Here is a 20,676-nt window from a genome sequence, read left to right on the forward strand (position 1 = left end):
CGCACAACTGTGGTCATTTCGTTGTCAGGAGCACGCTGCGTGAATGGATGCCAAATCGGCCACCTCTTGTTTGGCATCAAGGCTTGAAATCGCCGGGGATAAACGAACCCTTGAAGACAGCCTGCAGGCTGTCTGCCGTCAGAGGAGAAATCCAGGGCAGCCGTCCTAACCAGCGCACCCGCGTGATGTCACAAATTGCGCTCTCAGTTTCAGAATTTCTTTCCCCGATGAATGCGATCCCAAGAAGTTCGATCTGGCGCTTTCGCAAGGCCTCTATCGACAGCAGAGAATGATTGATGGTCCCGAGTTGCGTGCGGGCGCAAAGCACGACGGGAAGCCGCCACCGCTCGAAGACGTCGATGTAAAGTGCGCTAGAGGTCAGCGGCACCATCAGTCCGCCGACGCCTTCGATGACGAGCAGTCGCTCCCCGGTATCCGGCGCCACGAGCGAATCGGGATCGATGCGAATTGCGTCTATTTCGGCGGAATGATGCGGGGAAGCGGGCGTTCTAAGGCGGTAACGCTCCGGAATGATCCGATCGGCCGACAGACCGCCCAGTCGTGCGACCAGCTGGCTATCGCTCTCTCCTTCAAGCCCGGCCTGAATTGGTTTCCAATAATTCGCGCCGAGGAGATGGGCAAGGCCTGCCGAAAAGACAGTTTTGCCTATCCCCGCATCTGTGGCGGTCACGACGATCCGCTGACTCATCGAGATCCGCCCCTCGTCTCCTCAGCGCGCGCATCGAGCATCGCACGTACCTCTTCCTCTCCGACGTTGAGCGTCAGTGAAATTCGTAAATGGGCCGTGCCGGCCGGCGCCGTTGGCGGTTTGATTCCTCGGACGTCAAATCCTCGAGCTTGTAGCGCGGGGGCTCGCCTCATGGCGCGGGCATTCTCGCCAACGATATAGGGCAGGATCAGCGAGTTCGAAGGATTTCTCTCGCCTCGCGCAAGGATCTTCAAATGTGTGAACGCGACAAGCGTCGCCAGCCGCTGTTGGTGCTCCGGCTCCTCCTGCAGGATCAACAGAGTCTCCCATGCGGCCACCGCCATTAACGGCGAAGGGGCGGTCGCGAGGACAAGGAGGCGACAGCGATTGATTATGAAGTCGCGCAGCACGCCAGAGGAGGTGACAAGCGCCCCGGCAGCTCCCAGCGCTTTGCCGCAGGTATGAACAACGAGGAGATTTTCGCGTCCTTCATAGGGCGCTGTGAGACCTCGTCCTTGCTCGCCACAAACACCGGTGGCATCCGCCTCGTCCACGATCAAGAACACATCGTGTCGGCCCACGATCGCGAGCAGATCGTCCAGCAGTGCGAATGCGCCATCCATGCTGTAGAGGCTCTCGACTACGATCCAGACCTGCCCCGCTCCGCCCGCGGCACGCCAGTCGCGAATTTCGCTCTTGATAGCCTGCGGGTCCTTATGGGCGCAGAGTCTGAAAGCGACTCGGCCAGCTCGCGCCCCTTCATGAGTATTGGCGTGAACCAGAGACTCAAGGACAAGCAGGTTGTGCCGTTGCGGCAGCCTTGTCGGCACTGGAAAACTTGCGAAATAGCCACAGCCGAAGAAGAGCGCGGTCTGCGCCCGAAAAACCGCGCTGCTTCTGCCTCGAGGCATTCGTGCTCCTCGTAGTTGCCGCGCAGAAGCCGTGATCCGCCGGCTCCGATCGGAGTACCGGCTTCTAGCGCCGTCAGAATGGCCGTTTTCATGCGCGGCGCGCTCGCCAGGGCCAGATAATCGCTTGATGAAAAGTCGGTCCCGATGCGCGGCATGATACCGCGCTGGCGATCGTCTTCTTTAAGCGCATCCAAGCCTGCCACATAGCTGGCCGATTTTGCGGCAATGACGGAACTCATTCTTCACTCGCTGAGCAACGATGGACGCCGCAAAACGCCAATTGGCGGCGAAGAACAGGGCCTTTTCGCGTTGGCTGTTTGACTTCAAACCGGCAGGATGCGATTGTCTCGATCAACCAGCACAATTCGCGGCCTGAAGAGTCTTGCATCCTCCTCGTCAAATGACGCGTATGCGACGATACTTATCTTATCTCCGGGCATCGCCAGTCGGGCCGCCGCACCGTTCACGTCTACGGTCCCGGATCCTTGTGGCGCTTCTGTCACAAACGTTGCAAAGCGTGCCCCCGTCTCAAGATTGTAGAGCTCGACGCGTTCGTTGATCAGGATACCGGCCGCGTCCAGGAGCCCGCGATCAATCGAGATCGAGCCTTCATAGTGCAGGTCGGCTTCGGTTACCGAAGCGCAATGGATCGTTCCCTTCATCAAGACAATCTGCATGTTTCACCTGCGCTGATCGCTTGCGCGCAGCACCTTTATTGGTTTGACAACCTAAGCGAAGTTGACGTTGTGATTGTAAAAGTCGAGGCCGGCGTCGGCGAGCCGTCCGGCTTGCTTTGACGCGAGCATGCCGAGCGTTACGCACGCCTCTATGACAACACGTTTAATGGCGGCAATCGTGTCGCAGACCTGATCGAGATCGCGGTCCTTTGGACTGCGCCAGGCCGCGGCCATGCAGAAGCGAGTCGTCCCGGCGGCCTTGGCGCGCTGCGCGGCGGCGACCACATCCGCGCGATCCATCAAGCGGGTCGCCTTCAGGCCAGTGTCGTAATGCACGCCCTGTGCGGAGTAGGCGCAGTCTTCAGGACAACCGCCGGTCTTGACGCTGAGCAAACGTGCGGTTTCGACGTGGTTTGGATCGAAATTGTCGCGATGAACGGTCTAGCCGTGAAATAGGAGGTCGGCAAATAGCAGCGCGTAAAGCTCTCCCGCCTCGGCACGTTCCCAGTCGCGGCGGACCGGCACGCCGTTGCGGCCGCTATTGCCTTTGACTTCCACAGCCCCCCAAGACTTTCGCTCAATCATAGACGACACCATCGTGCGTAGCTCCGCAAAGCAGCACTCTTGCCCGGTATTAAGCGAGAATTATCGGTGAGTTGCGCCGGGATGGCGCTCATATCAGGCTCATAGCCGCCTCTCACGCAGGATTTCCTCGCAGCATCGAGGAACGCGCAACAAGACTCCTCGGCGGCCCCTCACTCAGCTACAGTGATTTTGACTCCTTGGCGGTGACTGGATAGGCGCGGCCGAGTTTGGCGCGGGCTTTGTCGGTTGTGAACATCGATTTGATGCGAGCTCGGATATTTCGCCGCCGTTGCCAAGCGGCGATCTGGTTTCGGAGCCTTTTGGGGTCGTCGATGCGTCGGCCGAGGCACCGGCGTTGAGACCCGCTGATCTCGCACTCGACCATGTTGAGCCAGCTGGCGTGCTTCGGGGTGAAGTGGAATTCGAGGCGGCTCAGGATACGTCGGGCCTCGGCGGGCGCGAAGGCCTCATACAGCGCCCCAGGCTTGTGGATCGACAAATTGTCCTGCACGACACGGATACAGGTGGCGCCGGGGTAATGGACGTCGACGAGTTCAAGCATGCAGTGGGCATAGTCCACGGCGGCGCGACGGTTGGTGACCTTGATGTTGCGCCAACTCCGATATGGATCGAAGGTGAGGAAGAGATTGGCGGTGCCGTTGCGGCGATACTCGTTAATCGTAGCGCTCGCGTCGTCCCGGTTGGGCCGGGACCGGCTGGCGCACCTCGCCGATCAGCTGGACGGGGGTCTCGAAGCAGACCAGGGGCCGCTCAGGCTCAGGCGCTTCAGTATAGAGATCGAGCACATCTTCCATGCGAAGCGACATATTCGCCATCGACATGGGGAATGCACCACATGTCCCTGCGCCGCGGCTTGAGGTCATTCTCGGCCACCCGGCGACGCACGGTGTCTCGTCCGACAGAGCGTCCCCAGAGGCATCGAAATCCTCGTGCCGCTGAAAGCTTGCCGATCCTCGAATAGCTCGGTATCAAAACGTCAAAATCACTGTGACGGACCACTAGTTGCTTGGTGCGCCATCGATCGTCCGGGCGGTCGCGCCTCAACCCAAGCCTCTGTCGTGATCGCATTCCTGCCCGATCACTCCGTTCTGTCAGAAAGCAAACGAGGCTCTTGCGCGGAACGCGACGGGTTTGTTTTGAGCATGACATAGCGCCAAAGAAAATCGCCAAGAATCGTCTGCTTGGGAGTGGCCCAAGCCTTGCTCAAGATACGGTCAGACCACCGAGGAGCACCCGATGCCACCCGACAAGCGGCTTCCGATTGTGTTTGACCATCTGAGACTCTGCGTATCGTTTTATTGCAACCTTCATTGCAAGCATTGTTATGTCCCCCAACAGTATCGCGACGAATACAAGAGACGTTTAGAGCCGTCGCAGTTGTCGGTCGATGAGATGACAAACTTTATCGATCTGCTTATCGACCGGTATGGCCTGACAAAGGTCTCAGTGACGGGTGGTGAGCCGCTTCTCAGAGTCGTGTTTCCGCGAACGGAAGCCGTGCTAGCGCATGGACAAAAACGGGGAATGCAAGTCCAATTAAATACAGCGGGGCTTGGCCAAGTTCCAATTTCTGATGTGGTCTCCATCTTCGATGATCCTGGGAAGCTCACCCTTCAATTTAGCTTCGACGGCGCAAAGCGGGACACTGTGGACCGCTTCCGCGGAAAGCCGGGTGTTTACGATTCCGCACTCCGTCAGATGTCCGAAGCAGCCAATCGCGGAGTCTTGGTGCAGGCCAGGATGACAGCCAATCGACAGAACATCGCTGAAGCGCTCGACGCGTATCGACTGCTGTCCTCGATTGGCGTTGGTTCCTTCAGAATTAAGCCGATGTTCGCCTCAGGTGCCGCCCTGGACAACGAGGAAGCGCTCCTAGGGTCGGCTGATGAGATCAGAGAGTTGCAGCAGGCTCTGATCGCAACGGCTGCAAAGACCTCGGCCCGCCTTGAGCTGCCACCTCCGATTTTTGTTGATACAAGCCAGCCGCGGCCGAACGTTAAATTCTCCAAATGTGACTGCGGCATCACCTCTGTCTACCTCTCGGCAAATGGCGATCTCTACCCCTGCCCCTACGTTGTTGGGGATCCCGAGAGCGAGGCGTTCCTTGTCGGCAACATCCGATCCCCTGAATTCGATCTCGAGACGGCTTGGCGAACCTCTCCGGCGCTGAAGCACTACCGGGCGGACAGCGGCTGCGCCCACTGCCCCTCGCAGGTGGCCCTTCTGAAGAATATCGAAAATCGCGCGCTTGCCTGCGGATGACCGACGAGCCTTGGATCGGAACGGTCGGTTCTGCAAGGAGTGCCATTTCGGTTGCGTCGGATCGACCCAAACTCTGACCGGTTCGCGTTCGAGGTTCTGATCGGGACGGAGGCGAGAGGAGATCAGAAGACATGAACGATCTTGTACTCGTCGGGCTCGGTCCTCACGCCATGGCTAAGTATATTCCGCTGATCGAGAGCGCCGTCGCCAGCAGGCGAGCCTCGGGATTCCATGTGATTGAGCTCGCGAGCACGAAAAATGCTGTGCATGCCTTTTTCAAGACGCGCGCGTGCAAGCCGATGAGTATCTCTTGGGTACCCGATCTCCGACCACAGGGCATCTGGTACTCCGGCGAAGGGGAGGACGCTCTCAGAGCGTTGGCAAGTCCACGCTCTAAAGTCATTGTCTCGACCGAACCGAAGGCCCATCTGGACTACCTTCGCGCGGCACTTGGACTTGGTCTTGATTGTCTGGTCGACAAGCCGGTTGTGCTTCCAATGGGTTCGAATGGGCGCCCTGCTGTGGACCGAGTTGTTGGGGAGGCGGCGGAACTCAAGGCGATCTCCAACCGGAGTGGCGGGCGCTGCGTCGTGATGGCCCCGCGCCGATACAACGCAGTCTACGACCTGATTGGACGTTATGCGCGCCACGCCTCCCGTAAGCTCGGCACGCCCATCACCTATATTGGCATCGAGCATCACGAGGGAGTCTGGAACACGGAAGAGGAGATTCTCTCCCGCCAAGATCATCCATATCGGTATGGCTATGGAATGCTTTGTCATTCCGGCTATCATCACGTCGATATCCTTTCCAGCCTTCTGGGTACTAATGAAGACAACTTCGGGCCTCTGGCGATAGAGCTGGATGTCCATCGGGCCACCGCCGCCGATCAAGTCGGACAGGTCGCCCCTGATTTGGTCCAGAGGCTAAGAGGGCCCGCCCCACTCGCTCCCTCATTTCCCGCTCCGCGGTTCTGGGGCGAGACGGACCTCGTCTCATGTGGAGCCGCACGCCATTGCGAAAGCGGCAATACCATCTGCCTCTTCCGGCTCGACCTACTGCAAACGAGCGTCTCGCTGCGCAATTGGCGGCAACTGCCAACCAACATCTACAATAAAAACGGCCGGTACGCATCCGAGACCATTCGCTTGAATATCGGTCCTTTTGCTGCGATCGAGGCCAGGATCGTGAAGCGCCCGCACTTTGGCACAGAAGCTCATCCGCAATTTGCGAAAGAGGCTCGCATCACTCTTTGGCGAAATGGCAGCTTCCTAGGCCGGGCAGCTTTCCGGGAGAGACTCTACCCAACGCGGGACACACTTATCCAAAATGCGGATCTAGGGGCTGCCCGGAGGAAGCTCTTCGACGATTGGTTGGCGGGACACAGCGGCAGAAGTACCCTCGATTCGCACACACGAACGATCTCGCTCTTCGCTCGCTATCTCACTGCTGTCACGAGCGATCGCAGAGAACCTATAGGATCTGCCGCTGTCGAGAAAGCTGGAGCATAACCAAGCCCCGTTACCTCTGGCTCGCCCGGAGTCAGGACGTCGAAGTGATGGCTGCGGTCTGCCTCTCCCTTCCTTGTGATTGAACCCATCAGTAAATCTATCAGCGTGCTTGGCGCCCCGCTCGCGCTGTGGGTGAGTGGTATCGATCAGGAGCCGGCGATTGCGCCCAACGCCGCCGAGCACGAAGAGCGGCAGGAGCCGCGATAGACAGCGTGTAGATCGGCGCTGAAGCCAATCCAGACGATGAAGTCGTCCCGTCGAGGACAGAGCCAGACGCAAAATACGAGATAACACTGGCGGCAACGAAACGAAAGAGAGAGCACATGGAACGAACGTGAGTTGAATTGCAGGTAGTCTCTTCTCCAGAAGGCGAAGAGTGCCAAAGAGGTGTGAGACGACCCGCGGAGAAATCGGCGCTGGTGCGAACGGAACGAGTTTCGTTCGCGGGCCGGATGCGTCGGGCCCTCATCTGGCGATCCTATCGGGCCATAGGAACGGCCAGTCGAAGAGCAGAGCCGCAGATACTGGAAGCGCGGGCGTAAACGTCAATTGTCGCGATTGTTGCATGTGGTGCTGTCGCATAGACAAACGCATGTCGCGATGGCCTGACCGCCAGATCATGGGTCGCGCAACCCGCTGCTGTCGGAGATGAGATCGGATTGTAACGGAGTGGTTCCGGTAGAGTTGACGCCGGCACCGCTCGTGTCGTCCGACTGATATATCGAGCGGCTGCCACCCCGGCATCGGCAGCCCCAAATACTCCTGATCATCTGCACCGAACTTATCTGGATGAAGAGCATCGGTTCTGTCCGGAATTGTCCACCGGAGAGTTCTGTTGTGGTTGGCCTTTCGACTATGAGTTTCGCTTGAAGTTTCTCGTCATGCGTGACTTCGTTGCGAACTTGCCTCATGCAGACGAATTGACGCCAATGCTTCGCCAGTTCGTCGAGTAAGAGGCTTGAAATTTCGCCCTTGCGACGGTCTGACGGTGGGCTTTCATCTCATTCCTTCTCATGTCCAGCGGTTAGCCGGCTTGCCGACTGAGGCACCGTCAATGCGTCATCTGTATGTTGCATCGTCTGCTGAAGCCGTCGACGTGACAAAGTAGCCGGTTCGCCGGGTCACGCCACGCGAATTGGCTTCCGCCGCCAAATTTGGCCGTGAGGCGCTCGGACGCGCGGACCGCACTCATTGAGCAGCCTCGCTCATTGGCGTTACCGTATGAGGGCGGTTTCGCAGAGCCGTCCAACGGAGAGGCTTCCGCGCTGCGATCACGACGCCTTGACCTTCGATGCAACCGTGCGTTCCGGCGGCGATCAGAACTGCCCGTCAACCTCATGTCTCTGCCGCTTCTCCGCCAGGCGAGCCAGCTTATCATATTCCTTAGCGAGACCTTGAGGAGCCTGCGTCTGGATGTGTTGTCCTTGAGCGACTCCGCTTTTACTCGCGTCGCTTCCGCACGGCCTCGCCAATGTTTGGCGTCGGGGAATGGCTTCTTCTGCTTCATGCAAAAGACGATGCAGTTTTTAGATCAAGAAAATGCGACACATGCCCTACGTAAGATCCCGTAGGCGGGCTTTCGCAAAAGCAACCTCATTTGCCGTCAATGCCGCCCGCTCTGTCAATGTCTGAGATGCGACAAACCACTCGCAACAAACGCAAGCGCGTCGAGTAAGCTTCACTGCATTCTTCTCGGTTGAGAACGCCCGCTTGGAAACACCACGCCAACGCAAAATGATAGTGGAGATTGGACTCATTGGTGGTTCGCGTCAGATCCCGCGCCAAATGCGCGACTCTCGACATAAGTGCTTGAATCGAACGTAGCGTCAGATTGTAAGGTCTTCAATGCAGCTGGCGACCGCGCCTGGCCGTACAACAGCTTCCGGGCGACCAATTAGGAGTGTGTCATTTGTAGCTCAGATTGCAGAACGCCCGCGATGCCTCGAAACGCCTCAGTGAGGTAGCCTCAGCGATTCATTGCACGATCTTGCGATTAAACGGCGAGTGCAGGAGAACTGGAAGCTAAGATCGGAGTAGCGTCGCCGCGTGGCGATTGCCCGATTTGAGATATTGCTCATGTCGGAGGTTGCCTTTTTCGCTGCTCAGAGTGGAATGGAAGTTGGAGGCCATACAGGTGGTCGTGATCCACCTACCGCGAACCTGCAAATAGTTTGCTCGCGCCGAAACGGAGCAGCTGTGGGCATACACGTTGGCACAATGTTCGGTACGCATCCTCCTATCGCGACGTCTTCGTCATGCCCGGCTGCAATGATTGGGCCATCGTACGAAAGCTGGTCGGATTATGAGCTGGCTCACAGCTTGCTGAGCAATCTCAGGAGGGTTCAGGCCTTGGAGATTATCGACGCCTCCTCGATATACGCATCGACAGCTCAAGGAGCCCGATTGCATGCCTGCCTTATTCGCAGCCCAACGATCGGCCCTTTCGAGCAGGTCGCATGTCCGAGGCGGCCATCCTATGGCCTGGCTCGCCGCGCGAGTTGAGCAAGCAAAGACAGTGGAACGGCTTCTGGTCCCGGCGGGTCGCTCACCACCTGTCCGCGCCGCAATTCCACTGGTCGCACCCAAGCAACGGAGCGACGGTCGAGGAAGGCGAACGAAACCCGCCGGATTGCAAACTTTCGTATAGTCCTTCAAAACCGTTTCGATGTGGAACGTTTACCTCCGTACAGTTGAGCGATCGATGCAATGTCTATACACGTCCAGAATTCGGTGCTTCGAGAGCGTGACGCTTCCGCATCGGAGGCCGACGCGACTAAAGGTCGTCGATCGCGGGACGACATTAACATGCGCAGAGAGAAGATTTGTCAAACCAAGCGAGCAAACGGCGGGTCGCTCTCATCACCGGCGTGACTGGACAGGACGGTGCCTATCTTGCCGAACATCTGCTGTCGCTCGGCTATGTCGTGCACGGCATCAAGCGGCGCTCATCCTCGTTCAACACCGCACGCGTCGACCATCTCTACCAGGATCCGCATGTCGGCGACGTGCCGTTCCTGATGCATTACGGCGACATGACGGATTCGACCAATCTGATCCGCCTGGTGCAGCAGATCCGGCCGACCGAGATCTACAATCTCGCCGCCCAAAGCCACGTCGCCGTCAGCTTCGAAAGCCCCGAATACACCGCCAACGCCGACGCCATTGGCGTGCTGCGCCTCCTGGAAGCGATCCGCATCCTCGGCATGGAGAAGGAGACGCGGTTCTACCAGGCCTCGACCTCCGAGCTCTACGGCCTGGTCCAGGAGATCCCGCAGAAGGAGACCACGCCGTTCTATCCGCGCTCGCCTTATGGCGTCGCCAAGCTCTACGGCTACTGGATCACGGTGAACTACCGCGAAGCCTACGGCATGTTTGCCTCGAACGGCATCCTGTTCAACCATGAGAGCCCAATTCGCGGTGAGACATTTGTCACCCGCAAGATCACGCGCGGCGTGGCGCGCATCGAGGTGGGGCTCGAGCAGACGCTCTATCTTGGCAATCTCGAGGCCAAGCGCGACTGGGGTCACGCCAGGGATTACATCGAGGGCATGCACATGATCCTGCAGGCCGACAAGCCCGACGATTTCGTGCTCGCCACCGGCGAGACGCGCTCGGTGCGCGAGATGGTCGAGCTGTCCTTCGCGCTGGTCGGCCGTCGCGTTGAATGGCGCGGCGCAGGCGTCGACGAGACCGGAATCGATGCCAAGAGCGGCAAGACGGTGGTGAAGATCGATCCGACCTATTTCCGCCCCACCGAGGTCGATCTCCTCGTCGGCGATGCCAGCAAGGCACGCGAGGTGCTCGGCTGGACACCGAAGCGGAGTTTTGCGGAACTCGTCGCCGAGATGGTGGCGAGCGATCTGGCGGAGGCAAAGCGGGATGCGGCCAATGGCAAACGCTTCGTTTGAGCTGAAGGGCAAAAGCGTCTACGTCGCCGGCCATCGCGGCATGGTCGGCAGCGCGCTCATGCGCCGGCTGGCGCGCGAGGACGTGAATCTCCTGACGGTGGACCGGCGTGAGCTCGATCTCTGCAACCAGGCCGCCGTGTTCGACTGGTTTGCGAGGACGCGGCCGCGAGTCGTATTCCTCGCCGCCGCCAAGGTCGGTGGCATCGTCGCCAACGCCACGCTGCGCGCCCAGTTCATCTACGATAATATCGCGATCGCGGCCAATGTGATCCATGCCGCGCATCAAAATGGTGCCGAGAAGCTGATGTTCCTCGGCTCGTCCTGCATTTATCCGAAGCTGGCCGCCCAACCGCTACGCGAGGACTCAGTGCTGACCGGCCCGCTGGAACCGTCCAACGAGCCCTATGCGATTGCCAAGATCGCCGGCATCAAAATGGTGGAGGCCTATCGCAGCCAATATGGCAGCGACTTCATCAGCGTGATGCCGACCAATCTCTACGGCCCCGGCGACAATTATCATCCCGATTATAGCCACGTGGTCGCGGCCCTTATCCGGCGCTTCCATGAGGCAAAGGTTTCGGGCGCAAGAAGCGTCGTAGTCTGGGGCACTGGCACGCCGCGGCGCGAGTTCCTCTATGTCGACGACATGGCCGATGCCTGCGTGCATTTGATGAAGACCTATTCGAGCGCGGAGCTGATCAACATCGGCACCGGAGAGGACATCACCATTGCCGAGTTTGCCCGCATCGTCGCCGAAGTCGTCGGCTATATCGGCGAGATCAGTTTCGATAGCTCCCGGCCCGACGGCACGCCGCGCAAGCTGCTCGACGTCAGCCGTCTCGCGGGCCTCGGCTGGCGCGCGAGGACATGGCTCACACATGGAATGCGGCAGGCCTACCAAGCCTTCTTGGTGGCATCGGCTACATCGGACAAAAGGACAGAACCATGCAGCTGCTAGCCGCTGATGGCAATCATTGTTCGGTTCCCAGAAAGTTGCTTTAGGATCGTCCGGCGAATTCGACAGGGCCCCACGTGTTGCTTGGAGCTTGCGCACCGCCGGGTGACGCGTGCCCCGATCGAGGGCAGGCACGGGCTAGACTGGCCCATAGCTAGAGCGAGCGAATTGGTCAGGCGCGCCTTGCGGCACGCTCTGTTATGAACTTGAGGTAAACTGATTAGCATGTGCGGGATTGTCGGCATCCTGGGGCGCGGTCCGGTCGCGGATCGACTCATTGATTCACTTAAGCGACTGGAATATCGCGGCTACGACTCAGCAGGCATCGGAACGCTGAAAGGAAATTATATCGAGCTTCGGCGCGCCGAGGGCAAGCTGAGGAACCTTGAGACACGCGTTCGCCGCCATCCGCTCTCAGGCCATGCCGGGATTGGGCATACGCGCTGGGCTACCCATGGCAAGCCGACCGAGCATAATGCTCATCCCCACGCAACGGACAATGTTGCAGTTGTCCATAACGGCATTATCGAGAATTTCCGCGAGCTGCGCGCGGAGCTGAAACAGCATGGCGCCTATTTCGCCTCTGAAACAGACACCGAGGTGGTGGCGCATCTTATCGACTCATATCTGAAAAATGGCTGCTCGCCGCAGGACGCAGTAAAAGCGTCGCTGCCGCGGCTAGTGGGCGCGTTTGCGCTTGCAATCCTGTTCAAGGGGCAACACGACCTCATGATCGGTGCGCGGAAGGGTTCACCGCTTGCGATCGGCCATGGCGAAGGCGAAATGTATCTCGGATCGGATGCTATCGCGCTCGCGCACCTTACCGACTTGATCACCTACCTTGAGGACGGCGATTGGGCTGTCCTCAACCGCAACGTCGCCGTGGTCTACGACGCACAAGGCACAGTCGCCCGCCGGGAGGTGGTGAAATCTGCCACGTCGTCGGTTCTCGTCGACAAAGCAAACTACCGCCACTTCATGGCGAAGGAAATCCACGAACAGCCAGAGGTGATCGGGCAGACGCTGGCGCACTACGTCGATATCGCCAACGAGAGCGTCGCACTGCCGCAGGAGCTTCCGTTCGATTTCAATGCGATCGGACATATCTCGATCACGGCTTGCGGTACGGCAGGATATGCCGGCCATATCGCCAAATACTGGTTCGAACGGCTGGCTCGTATTCCGGTCGAGCTCGATGTCGCCTCCGAGTTTCGCTATCGTGAGGCACCGATGCGCAGGGGAGATCTTGCTATCTTCATCTCGCAGTCCGGCGAGACGGCCGATACGCTGGCCGCCCTGCGCTACGCCAAGTCTCAAGGCCTGCATACGCTCTCGATCGTGAACGTTCTAGGCTCGACCATTGCGCGCGAAAGCGGAACGGTGTTGCAAACACTCGCCGGACCTGAAATCGGCGTTGCCTCGACCAAGGCGTTCACATGCCAGCTTGTCGTCCTGGCGGCGCTTGCGGTCGCTGCGGGCAAGGCGCGGGGTGAATTGTCGGAGAGCGACGAGATCGATGTCGTGCGAGCGCTGATCGAAATTCCCCGGCTAGTTACAGCTGCGCTTGCCAGCGAGCCGCAGATCGAGAAGCTCGCACGCGACATCGCCAAATCGCGTGACGTGCTATATCTTGGTCGCGGCACGTCGTTTCCACTGGCGCTGGAAGGGGCACTGAAGCTGAAGGAAATCTCCTATATTCACGCCGCGGGCTATGCGGCCGGAGAGCTCAAGCACGGCCCCATCGCCTTGGTCGACGAGAGCGTTCCCGTAATTGTCATCGCTCCTTGCGACCGGCTCTTCGAAAAGACCATCTCGAACATGCAGGAGGTCGCCGCACGCGGCGGCAAGATTATCGTGATAACGGACGCTAGCGGAGCCGCGAAGGTGTCCATGGATACACTCGCGACGATCGTGCTGCCGGAGATGGGGACGACATTTACGCCCATTGTCTATGCGATTCCGGTGCAGCTCCTGGCCTATCACACGGCCAACTTGATGGGCACGGACGTCGACCAACCGCGAAATCTAGCGAAATCGGTCACCGTCGAATGAGCCAAGGCAACGTCAGCTGGAATCGGCGTGGGTCATTACCGAGGGCGCGCAAAGCCCCGGCAGATCTCATCATGATGTGCCGCCCAACTCCAGGCCCGACGCCATCGCATGGCGTATTTGGTTGTGCCGGGGGTTATGGTCGGGAAGCTGAGACTCATGCGCAAAATCTTACGGCCAATCAGGTTAAGAGGCTGGCGCGTCTTCCGGCAAACAAGGAGTCGCATATGACCGATCGCGGCGTTCCGATTGCTTGGACCAGGTTATAATTGGTGACGAACAACCAGGTGTTTCATGCGGCGTGGAAGCCAGATGAACCTGTTGGATTGATCCAAACGATGCCCGTTATCGCTGCGGAGGCCGCTATGTTCCTCTCCGCTCAGTGCGGGTTTTGGACCGCATTCGGACCGCAGCGCCCCTCGAAGTACGAGGCGCGTCTCGCTTCGAAGGACAACGTGGCACTTGCCGAGCATGGCGATCGGCGCGAGCGGACGGGCTTGATCGCCAGCACGCTCACCAAACCTGTTCCGTGCAACCCAAATCGCTGGACATCGGGTGACATGTTTAGTCCGGCTCGGCCCCAATCGCATTCTGGCGAGTTGTTCTAGCGCGACCTGTCTCACGAAGCTCTTCCCTGCCGCGCGGCGTATGCCACGCATCGCGTGCTTCCCTTTCATTCCAGGTCGATGCGCTCGATGAGAAACCCGCCACGCCACAAACAACAACCTTGTCACCTAGAATCGCCCGAGGTTTCAGTAGCTTGAGAGTCACTCCTGCTGCGCGCGCGGAATAAGGCCGGAAAATCCTTGCGACATTGCGGCCATTGCCGAAAATATGCCGGAAACGTCAGGCGCTTACGGGTTGGTCGACGGTGCCCTAATGGCAGATTCGCGGCCGTGACACTGCACTCGGCTGGCGTGAGATTCTCTCGGAACCGGCCATTTCAAACCGAGAGGAACCTCGCCATGTCACCAGCGTCCATTGAGCACGCGTCAAATGCCAAATTGCGCATTGGCGACATCTTACGTGCGACGAGCGGCAACTTCCTCGAGCAGTTCGATTTCTTCTTGTTCGGGTTCTACGCCAGTGCCATCGGAAACGCGTTCTTTCCATCAGCAAGCGAAACCGCGTCGCTGCTTAACACCTTCGGTGTGTTCTGGCTGGGTGCCTTGATGCGACCTGTTGGCGCTATCGTGCTTGGAGCCTATATCGACCAGATTGGCCGTCGGCAAGGCCTGATCATTACGCTTTCGATAATGGCGATTGGCACCATCATCATCGCCTTTTGTCCCGGCTACGCGACGATCGGCATTGCCGCACCCGTGATCGTGCTGTTCGGACGGCTGTTGCAGGGCTTTTCTGCCGGCGTTGAAGTTGGGGGCGTTTCCGTCTACCTTTCCGAGATTGCCACTCCGGGCAATCGCGGTTTCTACACATCGTTTCAGTCCTCGAGCCAGCAGGTTGCGATCTTTGTCGCGGCTCTTATCGGATATTTTTTGAGCGAAGCACTTCCGGCCGAAATGGTTGCAGCCTGGGGCTGGCGGATCCCGTTCTTCCTTGGCTGCTTGATCGTTCCGCTTATCTTCTTCCTGCGCCGGACGCTGGAGGAAACTCCGGAATTCCTGGCCATGAAGACCCACCCAACGGCCCGCGAGGTCTTTGCCTCCACGGTTGCGAACTGGCGCGTTGTACTTCTTGGCATGATGATCGCGATGCTGACGACCACGACCTTCTATTTCGTCACGGTGTACACGCCTACGTTCGGCAAGCACGTATTGCATCTGTCGTCGCAGAACACGCTCTTGGTAACGCTTTTGGTCGCCGTGACCAACTTCATCTGGAACCCAATCGGCGGCGCGATTTCAGACAAAATCGGCCGGAAGCCGGTCTTACTGACCATTGCAAGCCTCGCCTTGGTGACTGTATATCCGGCGTTGTCATGGCTTGTGACCGACCCAAGCTTTGGCAAGATGCTGGTAGTGGAGATGATGTTCTCGTTCTACTTTGGCACCTATAGCGGCGCCATGTTGGGCGCTTTGGTCGAAATCGTGCCGAAGCACGTGCGCACAACCTGCTTTTCTTTGGCCTTCGCACTCGCCGCAGCTCTCTTTGGCACGTTTACCCCGCTCGCATCGACCTGGTTGATCGATAGGACCGACGACAAGGCTTCGCCCGGTTTCTGGTTGATGTTTGCAGCTTTGCTCGGCATCATCGCCGCAGTCACGATTTATCCAGGAAGCGCCAAGAGAGTTGCGAAGCCGTCGCGTCCCGAGCGGTCTAACAAGACCGTAGCCGCGCAATTTACCGCGCATTAGCACGCGCCCTCGGGGACGTTGACGGCCCAAGACTGAACTGAACTTGGTGCGTCACTGCCCTTGCGGTGATCTCACGGTGGTGGGCGGGCCACTCTGCCGGTCACGGTTCTTCCTACGCGATCTCGGGCAGTATCGGGACAAGCTGGCGTTGACCAGGAATGGCTGAACATTATCGCCACCCTTGATTTCGTTCTGTGGTCGAACGGCGCGATGATAATGCTCGCACTTTGCAGTCACGTGAAACACGGCAGATCTCGCGCGAGGGATAGATCCCTCGCGCGAGGTCCACGCGCTGAAATTGGCGGGAATTCTGTGCGGCTGCCACACAAACTGAACGGGCACGTCTTCAGACTGCATGAATTCCCCAGTGAATTGGTGTATCGCAGGTCGCCAAACGTTAGCGTAACGAGACGTCTGGTATGTTGATCCGATACCGGCCTCTCGCTGAGATACGCAAGTTGTATGCTGACCCGTATCTCAGTTTCGCGGGGAGCTGTCGACAAGGTTGATCGTGCCTGGTGCAACGGAGCGACGGGCCCATGCATGACCACGACCCGGGCCATCGCCGGCTCCGCTCGATCAGCCGCGACTTCACGCACCGCTAGCTTGCGCAGATGGGGTACCGCGCGCGAGCTGTGCGAGCTCCGTTTCGAGCATAGGGTTGCGCTTGAACATGGCGTCGATCAATGCTTGCGCCGGCTGCTCGGCCGCCTCCACCCACGTCGCCTTCTCCGCTCGCGCGGAGGGCGCGAAAACACGTTTGACGACGGTCGGCGACCCCCTCAGACCGCATTTGGCCATGTCATCCACGCCGGCATTTTGGGCGCTCCATTTTACGATTGTGGCACGTGCAGCACGCAACGCATCTATCATTGCACCGCGGCGAATTTGATTGGTTGCCTCCAACATGCTGACGAGACACGGCAGCTTGGAACGCAGCACCTGGACGCCGCCTTCGCAGCGCCGTTCCGCCTCGATCGTGCGTACTTTGAAGTTCAACGCTTTGATTGTGGAAACATAAGTAAGCTGCTGGACCCCGAGCCTCTTTGCAATGCCAGGTCCCACCTGCGCCGTATCGCCGTCGATCGTCTGCTTGCCAGTGAATATGACATCCGGCGGGCCATATTCCCTCCCGATATTGCGAATCGCGCACGCCAGCGCGTAACTCGTCGCCAGCGTATCGGAGCCCGCGAAGCTACGATCGGTGAGCAGGACAGCTCGATCGGCACCAAATGTCAGTGCCTTTCGGAGAGAGTCTTCTGCCGATGGCGGCCCCATTGTGAGGACGGTAATTTCGCCGCCGAACCTGTCTCGTAGCTCGAGCGCAGCTTCCAGCGCGAAGAGATCATATGGGTTGATGATGGTCGGCACGCCCTGGCGCATGATCGTATTCGTAACTGGGTGCACGCGGATTTGAGCGGAGTCGGGGACCTGTTTGATGCAGACGATGCTGTGCATGTACTTCTCCTAAGATGCTGAGCCGGCTCCCGACGAGCAGCAAATGTCATACCACCCCAGGGATTTCGCCGATGAGGAAGGCATGCAAAGACTGACGGCGAATCCGTTGGCGCAATTGCGACGGCTTGAGCATGGGCGTGATCTTAAGCTGATCCGAGTTACGGGAGCAACGGAGCCGCGGCAATCACGCGCCGGTTCCACGCCAAGCCAGTTTTCAGCGCGAATACGTGCAAACAGACGATGACAAGACCAGCCGGCGCGAAGACGCCCTATCCTTCACCGGCGAGCGTATCCCAAGCAAGGCATAAGGCTAGCATCCGCAGTATGCATCAGAGCTGGCAATCGCCTCTTGCCACGCTCTCCTATCCCAGTCGGCCGAGCGCGAGAGAGGAGCGAGCCCGACGCTTTGCTCAGAAGCGCTTGATCTCGATACCGTGTCTTCGCAAGGCATAGCCAATCTGGCGCGGGGTCAGTCCAAGCAGGCGCGCCGCCTTCGCCTGTACCCACCCGGATCTTTCCATGGCTGCGATGACGCGCTCGCGATCGGCGAGTTTCCCAGCACCCACTGCGGGTGGCCCTAGCGGTGTCAGCTCGCTACTGACCGGCTGAACGGCTGTTATAGCTTCTGGCGGCGGCATGCTCAGCCTCGCGGGCAATGAGAAATTCGGGCTCGGCTGTCGCGCCATTTCCTCCGGTCCACACCTCCATAGCTTGGCCGACAGGCATTGCCCGTGGCAGCATGCAAAATCATGTCTTACGATCGACGATCCTTGCGCGAGGGTCGCGGTCCGCTGCACGCAGTTCTCGAGCTCGCGGACATTACCGGGAAATTCGCAGCTCATGAGGACGTCAATCGCACTTGAATCGAACACCAGAGCACGGCCGTTTTCATTGTTGAAGTTCTTCAAGAAGCGAGCGGCGAGAAGCGGAATATCACTGCGTCTTTCGCGCAGCGGGGGCAGTAGCAGAGGAACCACGCTGATGCGGTAATAGAGATCGGCACGAAACTCCTTCCTTGCCACCGCCTCTTCAAGATTCCTGTTCGTGGCTGCAATCACGCGGACATCGACTTTGACCGTCTGATTGCCGCCCACTCGCTCGAATTCCTGCTCCTGAAGCACGCGCAGGAGCTTCGCCTGGAACGACGCCGAGATCTCACCGATCTCATCTAGAAACAACGTTCCCTTGTCGGCGAGCTCGAAGCGACCCTTGCGCATATTGAAGGCGCCCGTAAACGCTCCCTTCTCGTGACCGAACAATTCGGATTCTAGCACTGTCTCAGTCAGGGCTGCGCAATTCAGCTTGATAAAAGGCCGTTTGGCGCGCGCTGAACGCTCGTGAATCGCCTTCGCGACCAGCTCTTTTCCGGTACCCGATTCGCCACGCAGCAGAACTGTGCTGTTGGAGTGTGCGATCACCTCGATCTTCTCAAGCAACGCGCGCAGCGCCGGGCTGTCGCCGATAATTCCGTCCACTTGAACCTTCTTACGCTCCCGCCCAAGAGGCTTGAGTTCGGACAGCTGCTTCTGCAGCCGGAACTCCTCGTCCATAAGGCGCCCGCGATCGCGCACAATGAAGCAATGCAGCTTCGCCGTCTGGCCCAGAAGGCGAGCGACCATGGTCAGCAGGTGGAGGTCGTCCTCGAGCTGCGCGCGCGTCCCGTTGTCCGCGATGCGGTCAATGCTCAGCGTACCCACAACTTTCTCGTCAATGTCTATGGGAACGCCGATGAACGCAACAGGCTTATTACCAGCGGCATCTAGCATCTCGACGTCCGAAGGACTGAAGGCCGAATGCAGCGCGACGTTCTCGACAATGAGCGGCCGCCCCGTCGCGACAATTTGATCAATTGCTGCACGCGGCAAGGACACCCCGCAGCGCTCATCGCGCCCTTCGCTCCGGGCCTCGTCCACGATGATCTCCGGCACCCCGTCATGATCGAACAGGCACACGATGCCGCGGCGCATCTGCACGAGCGATTGCAGACGCTCGATGAAGCTCGTCAGCTTGGTTTCGAGCCGGGATAGGCCGGTCAGCGTGTGCGCTATTTCAAAGATCGTGCTTAGCGATTTCTCTTGCGATGGCACAATAAAACCGGAAGGGTCCGCGTCGGAGGTTAAGTTTAGTGTTTCGCGCAGGGAAACGCTGTCCAGCATAACGACTTCTCCGTTCCTTTCTTGATCCTCCCATGACCTTGATCGGACTTGTTGGACCCGTGTTGCATGCCCCCTCGATCTGACATCCGGTTCTCAGGGCGGGGCGAGAGATGACGCCTCTTCATCACGTCGGCAGCACCTACAGCGACTAGATATGCTGCGTTAGTCTTCCAACCCCCTGCGCGGATTCGCCCTGGCCAAAATGAGTTCCATCCATGAGGTTCAGATTAACCGGGCTTCGCCAGGGGCGAATTCATCACAAGTGTTGTCCGCCATTGATCGGGACTTCGGCGCCAGTGACATAACTTGCCGCATCTGAACATAGGAAGAAAATGACCTTGGCGACCTCTTCGGGTGTACCCACTCGGCGAAGTGGGATCTTTGGCACAAGATGTGCTTCCGTGGCAGGCGACAAAATGTCCGTCTTGATTTCTCCGGGCGCGACCGCATTGACGCGAATGCCATGTGAGGCGTAATCGTGCGCCATTTCACGCGTGAGACAAGCGAGCGCAGCTTTCGAAGTCGCATATGCCGTGCCTGCAAATGGATGCACCCGCGACCCGGCGATCGAAGTCACATTGACGATCGCGCCTGAAGCCGCTTTCAGCTCATCGAACAGACCTTGGGCGAGCAGGATCGGCGCCACCAGATTGAGGTGGAACACGCTCATCCAAGTATCGACTGAGGTCGCCAGCGACGTCAGCCGGGCACCGTTCGGCGTTTTTGGTGAGTTTCCGGCATTGTTTACCAGTCCATGCAATGGTGCGCCGGCAAGGCACTCCTTGATCTCGGCAATCACGCGCGGCAGCGTCCGATGGTCGCTCAGGTCGACTTTGATATAGCTGTCGCCCTCTGAGTCCCATGGGCAGCGTGCCGCGTCGAATGGTTGGCGCGCGCAAGAAATGACGCGCCAACCGGCTTCCGAAAACAATTTTCCGGTAGCGCGACCGATACCGCGCGATGCCCCCGTCAATACCAGCGTCTTCGGGTCACGCAGCGGGCGGCCCGCTCGACCGGCGCGAGCGTGAACTGGACTGCCAGGGTCCGTTTCCGGCGATTGAGCTGCAACCGCTTTGTCATCTGGTAGACCTAGATTCACACGCCGCTCCCGTCCGCTTCCCTCGGATATGCACCTGCTGCAGGATCCGGGCCAAAGCAA

11 protein-coding genes and 3 pseudogenes are annotated in these 20,676 nt (G+C 58.9%); 6 read left to right on the forward strand and 8 right to left on the reverse strand.

From position 1 onward, the window contains the following. Positions 1 to 76 precede the first annotated feature (76 nt). The 5 genes and pseudogenes from bioD to ACVJ5M_RS44425 form a co-directional block, all read right to left on the reverse strand. Positions 77 to 709, reverse strand: coding sequence for a dethiobiotin synthase (gene bioD / locus ACVJ5M_RS44405; RefSeq protein ID WP_354079574.1), 633 nt, complete (start codon positions 707 to 709; stop codon positions 77 to 79). Further along, positions 706 to 1,859, reverse strand: a pseudogene (locus ACVJ5M_RS44410) (8-amino-7-oxononanoate synthase). Before ACVJ5M_RS44410 ends, bioD begins: the two are co-directional and overlap by 4 nt. Before the next feature lie 84 nt (positions 1,860 to 1,943). After that, positions 1,944 to 2,297, reverse strand: a complete 354-nt coding sequence (panD, locus tag ACVJ5M_RS44415; RefSeq protein WP_148774902.1) for an aspartate 1-decarboxylase — start codon at positions 2,295 to 2,297, stop codon at positions 1,944 to 1,946. Between the two features lie 60 nt (positions 2,298 to 2,357). Continuing rightward, positions 2,358 to 2,882: pseudogene (locus tag ACVJ5M_RS44420) on the reverse strand (radical SAM protein); the annotation flags it as partial. Between the two features lie 178 nt (positions 2,883 to 3,060). Then, positions 3,061 to 3,806, reverse strand: a pseudogene (locus tag ACVJ5M_RS44425) (IS630 family transposase); the annotation flags it as partial. A 333-nt stretch (positions 3,807 to 4,139) separates the two neighbouring features. On the opposite strand from ACVJ5M_RS44425, the gene ACVJ5M_RS44430 reads away from it, so the two are divergent. From ACVJ5M_RS44430 to tcuC, 6 genes are all read left to right on the forward strand, one after another. After that, a complete protein-coding gene (locus ACVJ5M_RS44430; protein WP_354079571.1) occupies positions 4,140 to 5,165 on the forward strand; it encodes a radical SAM protein in 1,026 nt (341 codons plus the stop codon). Positions 5,166 to 5,296: 131 nt separating this feature from the next. Further along, positions 5,297 to 6,676 carry a Gfo/Idh/MocA family oxidoreductase gene (locus ACVJ5M_RS44435; RefSeq protein WP_354079569.1) on the forward strand — a complete coding sequence of 460 codons (1,380 nt, stop codon included), beginning with the start codon at positions 5,297 to 5,299 and terminating at the stop codon, positions 6,674 to 6,676. Positions 6,677 to 9,498: 2,822 nt separating this feature from the next. Continuing rightward, positions 9,499 to 10,584 carry a GDP-mannose 4,6-dehydratase gene (gmd, locus tag ACVJ5M_RS44440; RefSeq protein WP_354079567.1) on the forward strand — a complete coding sequence of 362 codons (1,086 nt, stop codon included), beginning with the start codon at positions 9,499 to 9,501 and terminating at the stop codon, positions 10,582 to 10,584. Next, positions 10,565 to 11,542: a GDP-L-fucose synthase gene (gene fcl / locus ACVJ5M_RS44445; protein WP_354079565.1), complete on the forward strand. Its 978-nt coding sequence runs from the start codon at positions 10,565 to 10,567 to the stop codon at positions 11,540 to 11,542. Before gmd ends, fcl begins: the two co-directional genes overlap by 20 nt. Before the next feature lie 222 nt (positions 11,543 to 11,764). Then, positions 11,765 to 13,591 carry a glutamine--fructose-6-phosphate transaminase (isomerizing) gene (glmS, locus tag ACVJ5M_RS44450; RefSeq protein WP_354079563.1) on the forward strand — a complete coding sequence of 609 codons (1,827 nt, stop codon included), beginning with the start codon at positions 11,765 to 11,767 and terminating at the stop codon, positions 13,589 to 13,591. 962 nt (positions 13,592 to 14,553) lie between these two features. Then, positions 14,554 to 15,903, forward strand: coding sequence for an MFS transporter (tcuC, locus tag ACVJ5M_RS44455; RefSeq protein WP_354079561.1), 1,350 nt, complete (start codon positions 14,554 to 14,556; stop codon positions 15,901 to 15,903). Between the two features lie 591 nt (positions 15,904 to 16,494). Here the strand turns inward: tcuC and ACVJ5M_RS44460 are convergent. From ACVJ5M_RS44460 to ACVJ5M_RS44470, 3 genes are all read right to left on the reverse strand, one after another. Beyond that, on the reverse strand, positions 16,495 to 17,361 hold the full coding sequence (locus ACVJ5M_RS44460; RefSeq protein ID WP_354079559.1) for an electron transfer flavoprotein subunit beta/FixA family protein: 867 nt from the start codon (positions 17,359 to 17,361) through the stop codon (positions 16,495 to 16,497). A gap of 410 nt (positions 17,362 to 17,771) precedes the next feature. Further along, on the reverse strand, positions 17,772 to 19,517 hold the full coding sequence (gene nifA / locus ACVJ5M_RS44465; protein ID WP_354079557.1) for a nif-specific transcriptional activator NifA: 1,746 nt from the start codon (positions 19,515 to 19,517) through the stop codon (positions 17,772 to 17,774). A 256-nt stretch (positions 19,518 to 19,773) separates the two neighbouring features. Then, a complete protein-coding gene (locus ACVJ5M_RS44470) occupies positions 19,774 to 20,616 on the reverse strand; it encodes an SDR family NAD(P)-dependent oxidoreductase (RefSeq protein ID WP_354079555.1) in 843 nt (280 codons plus the stop codon). Positions 20,617 to 20,676: the final 60 nt, after the last annotated feature.

The organism is Bradyrhizobium sp. S3.7.6 (genome assembly GCF_054061875.1).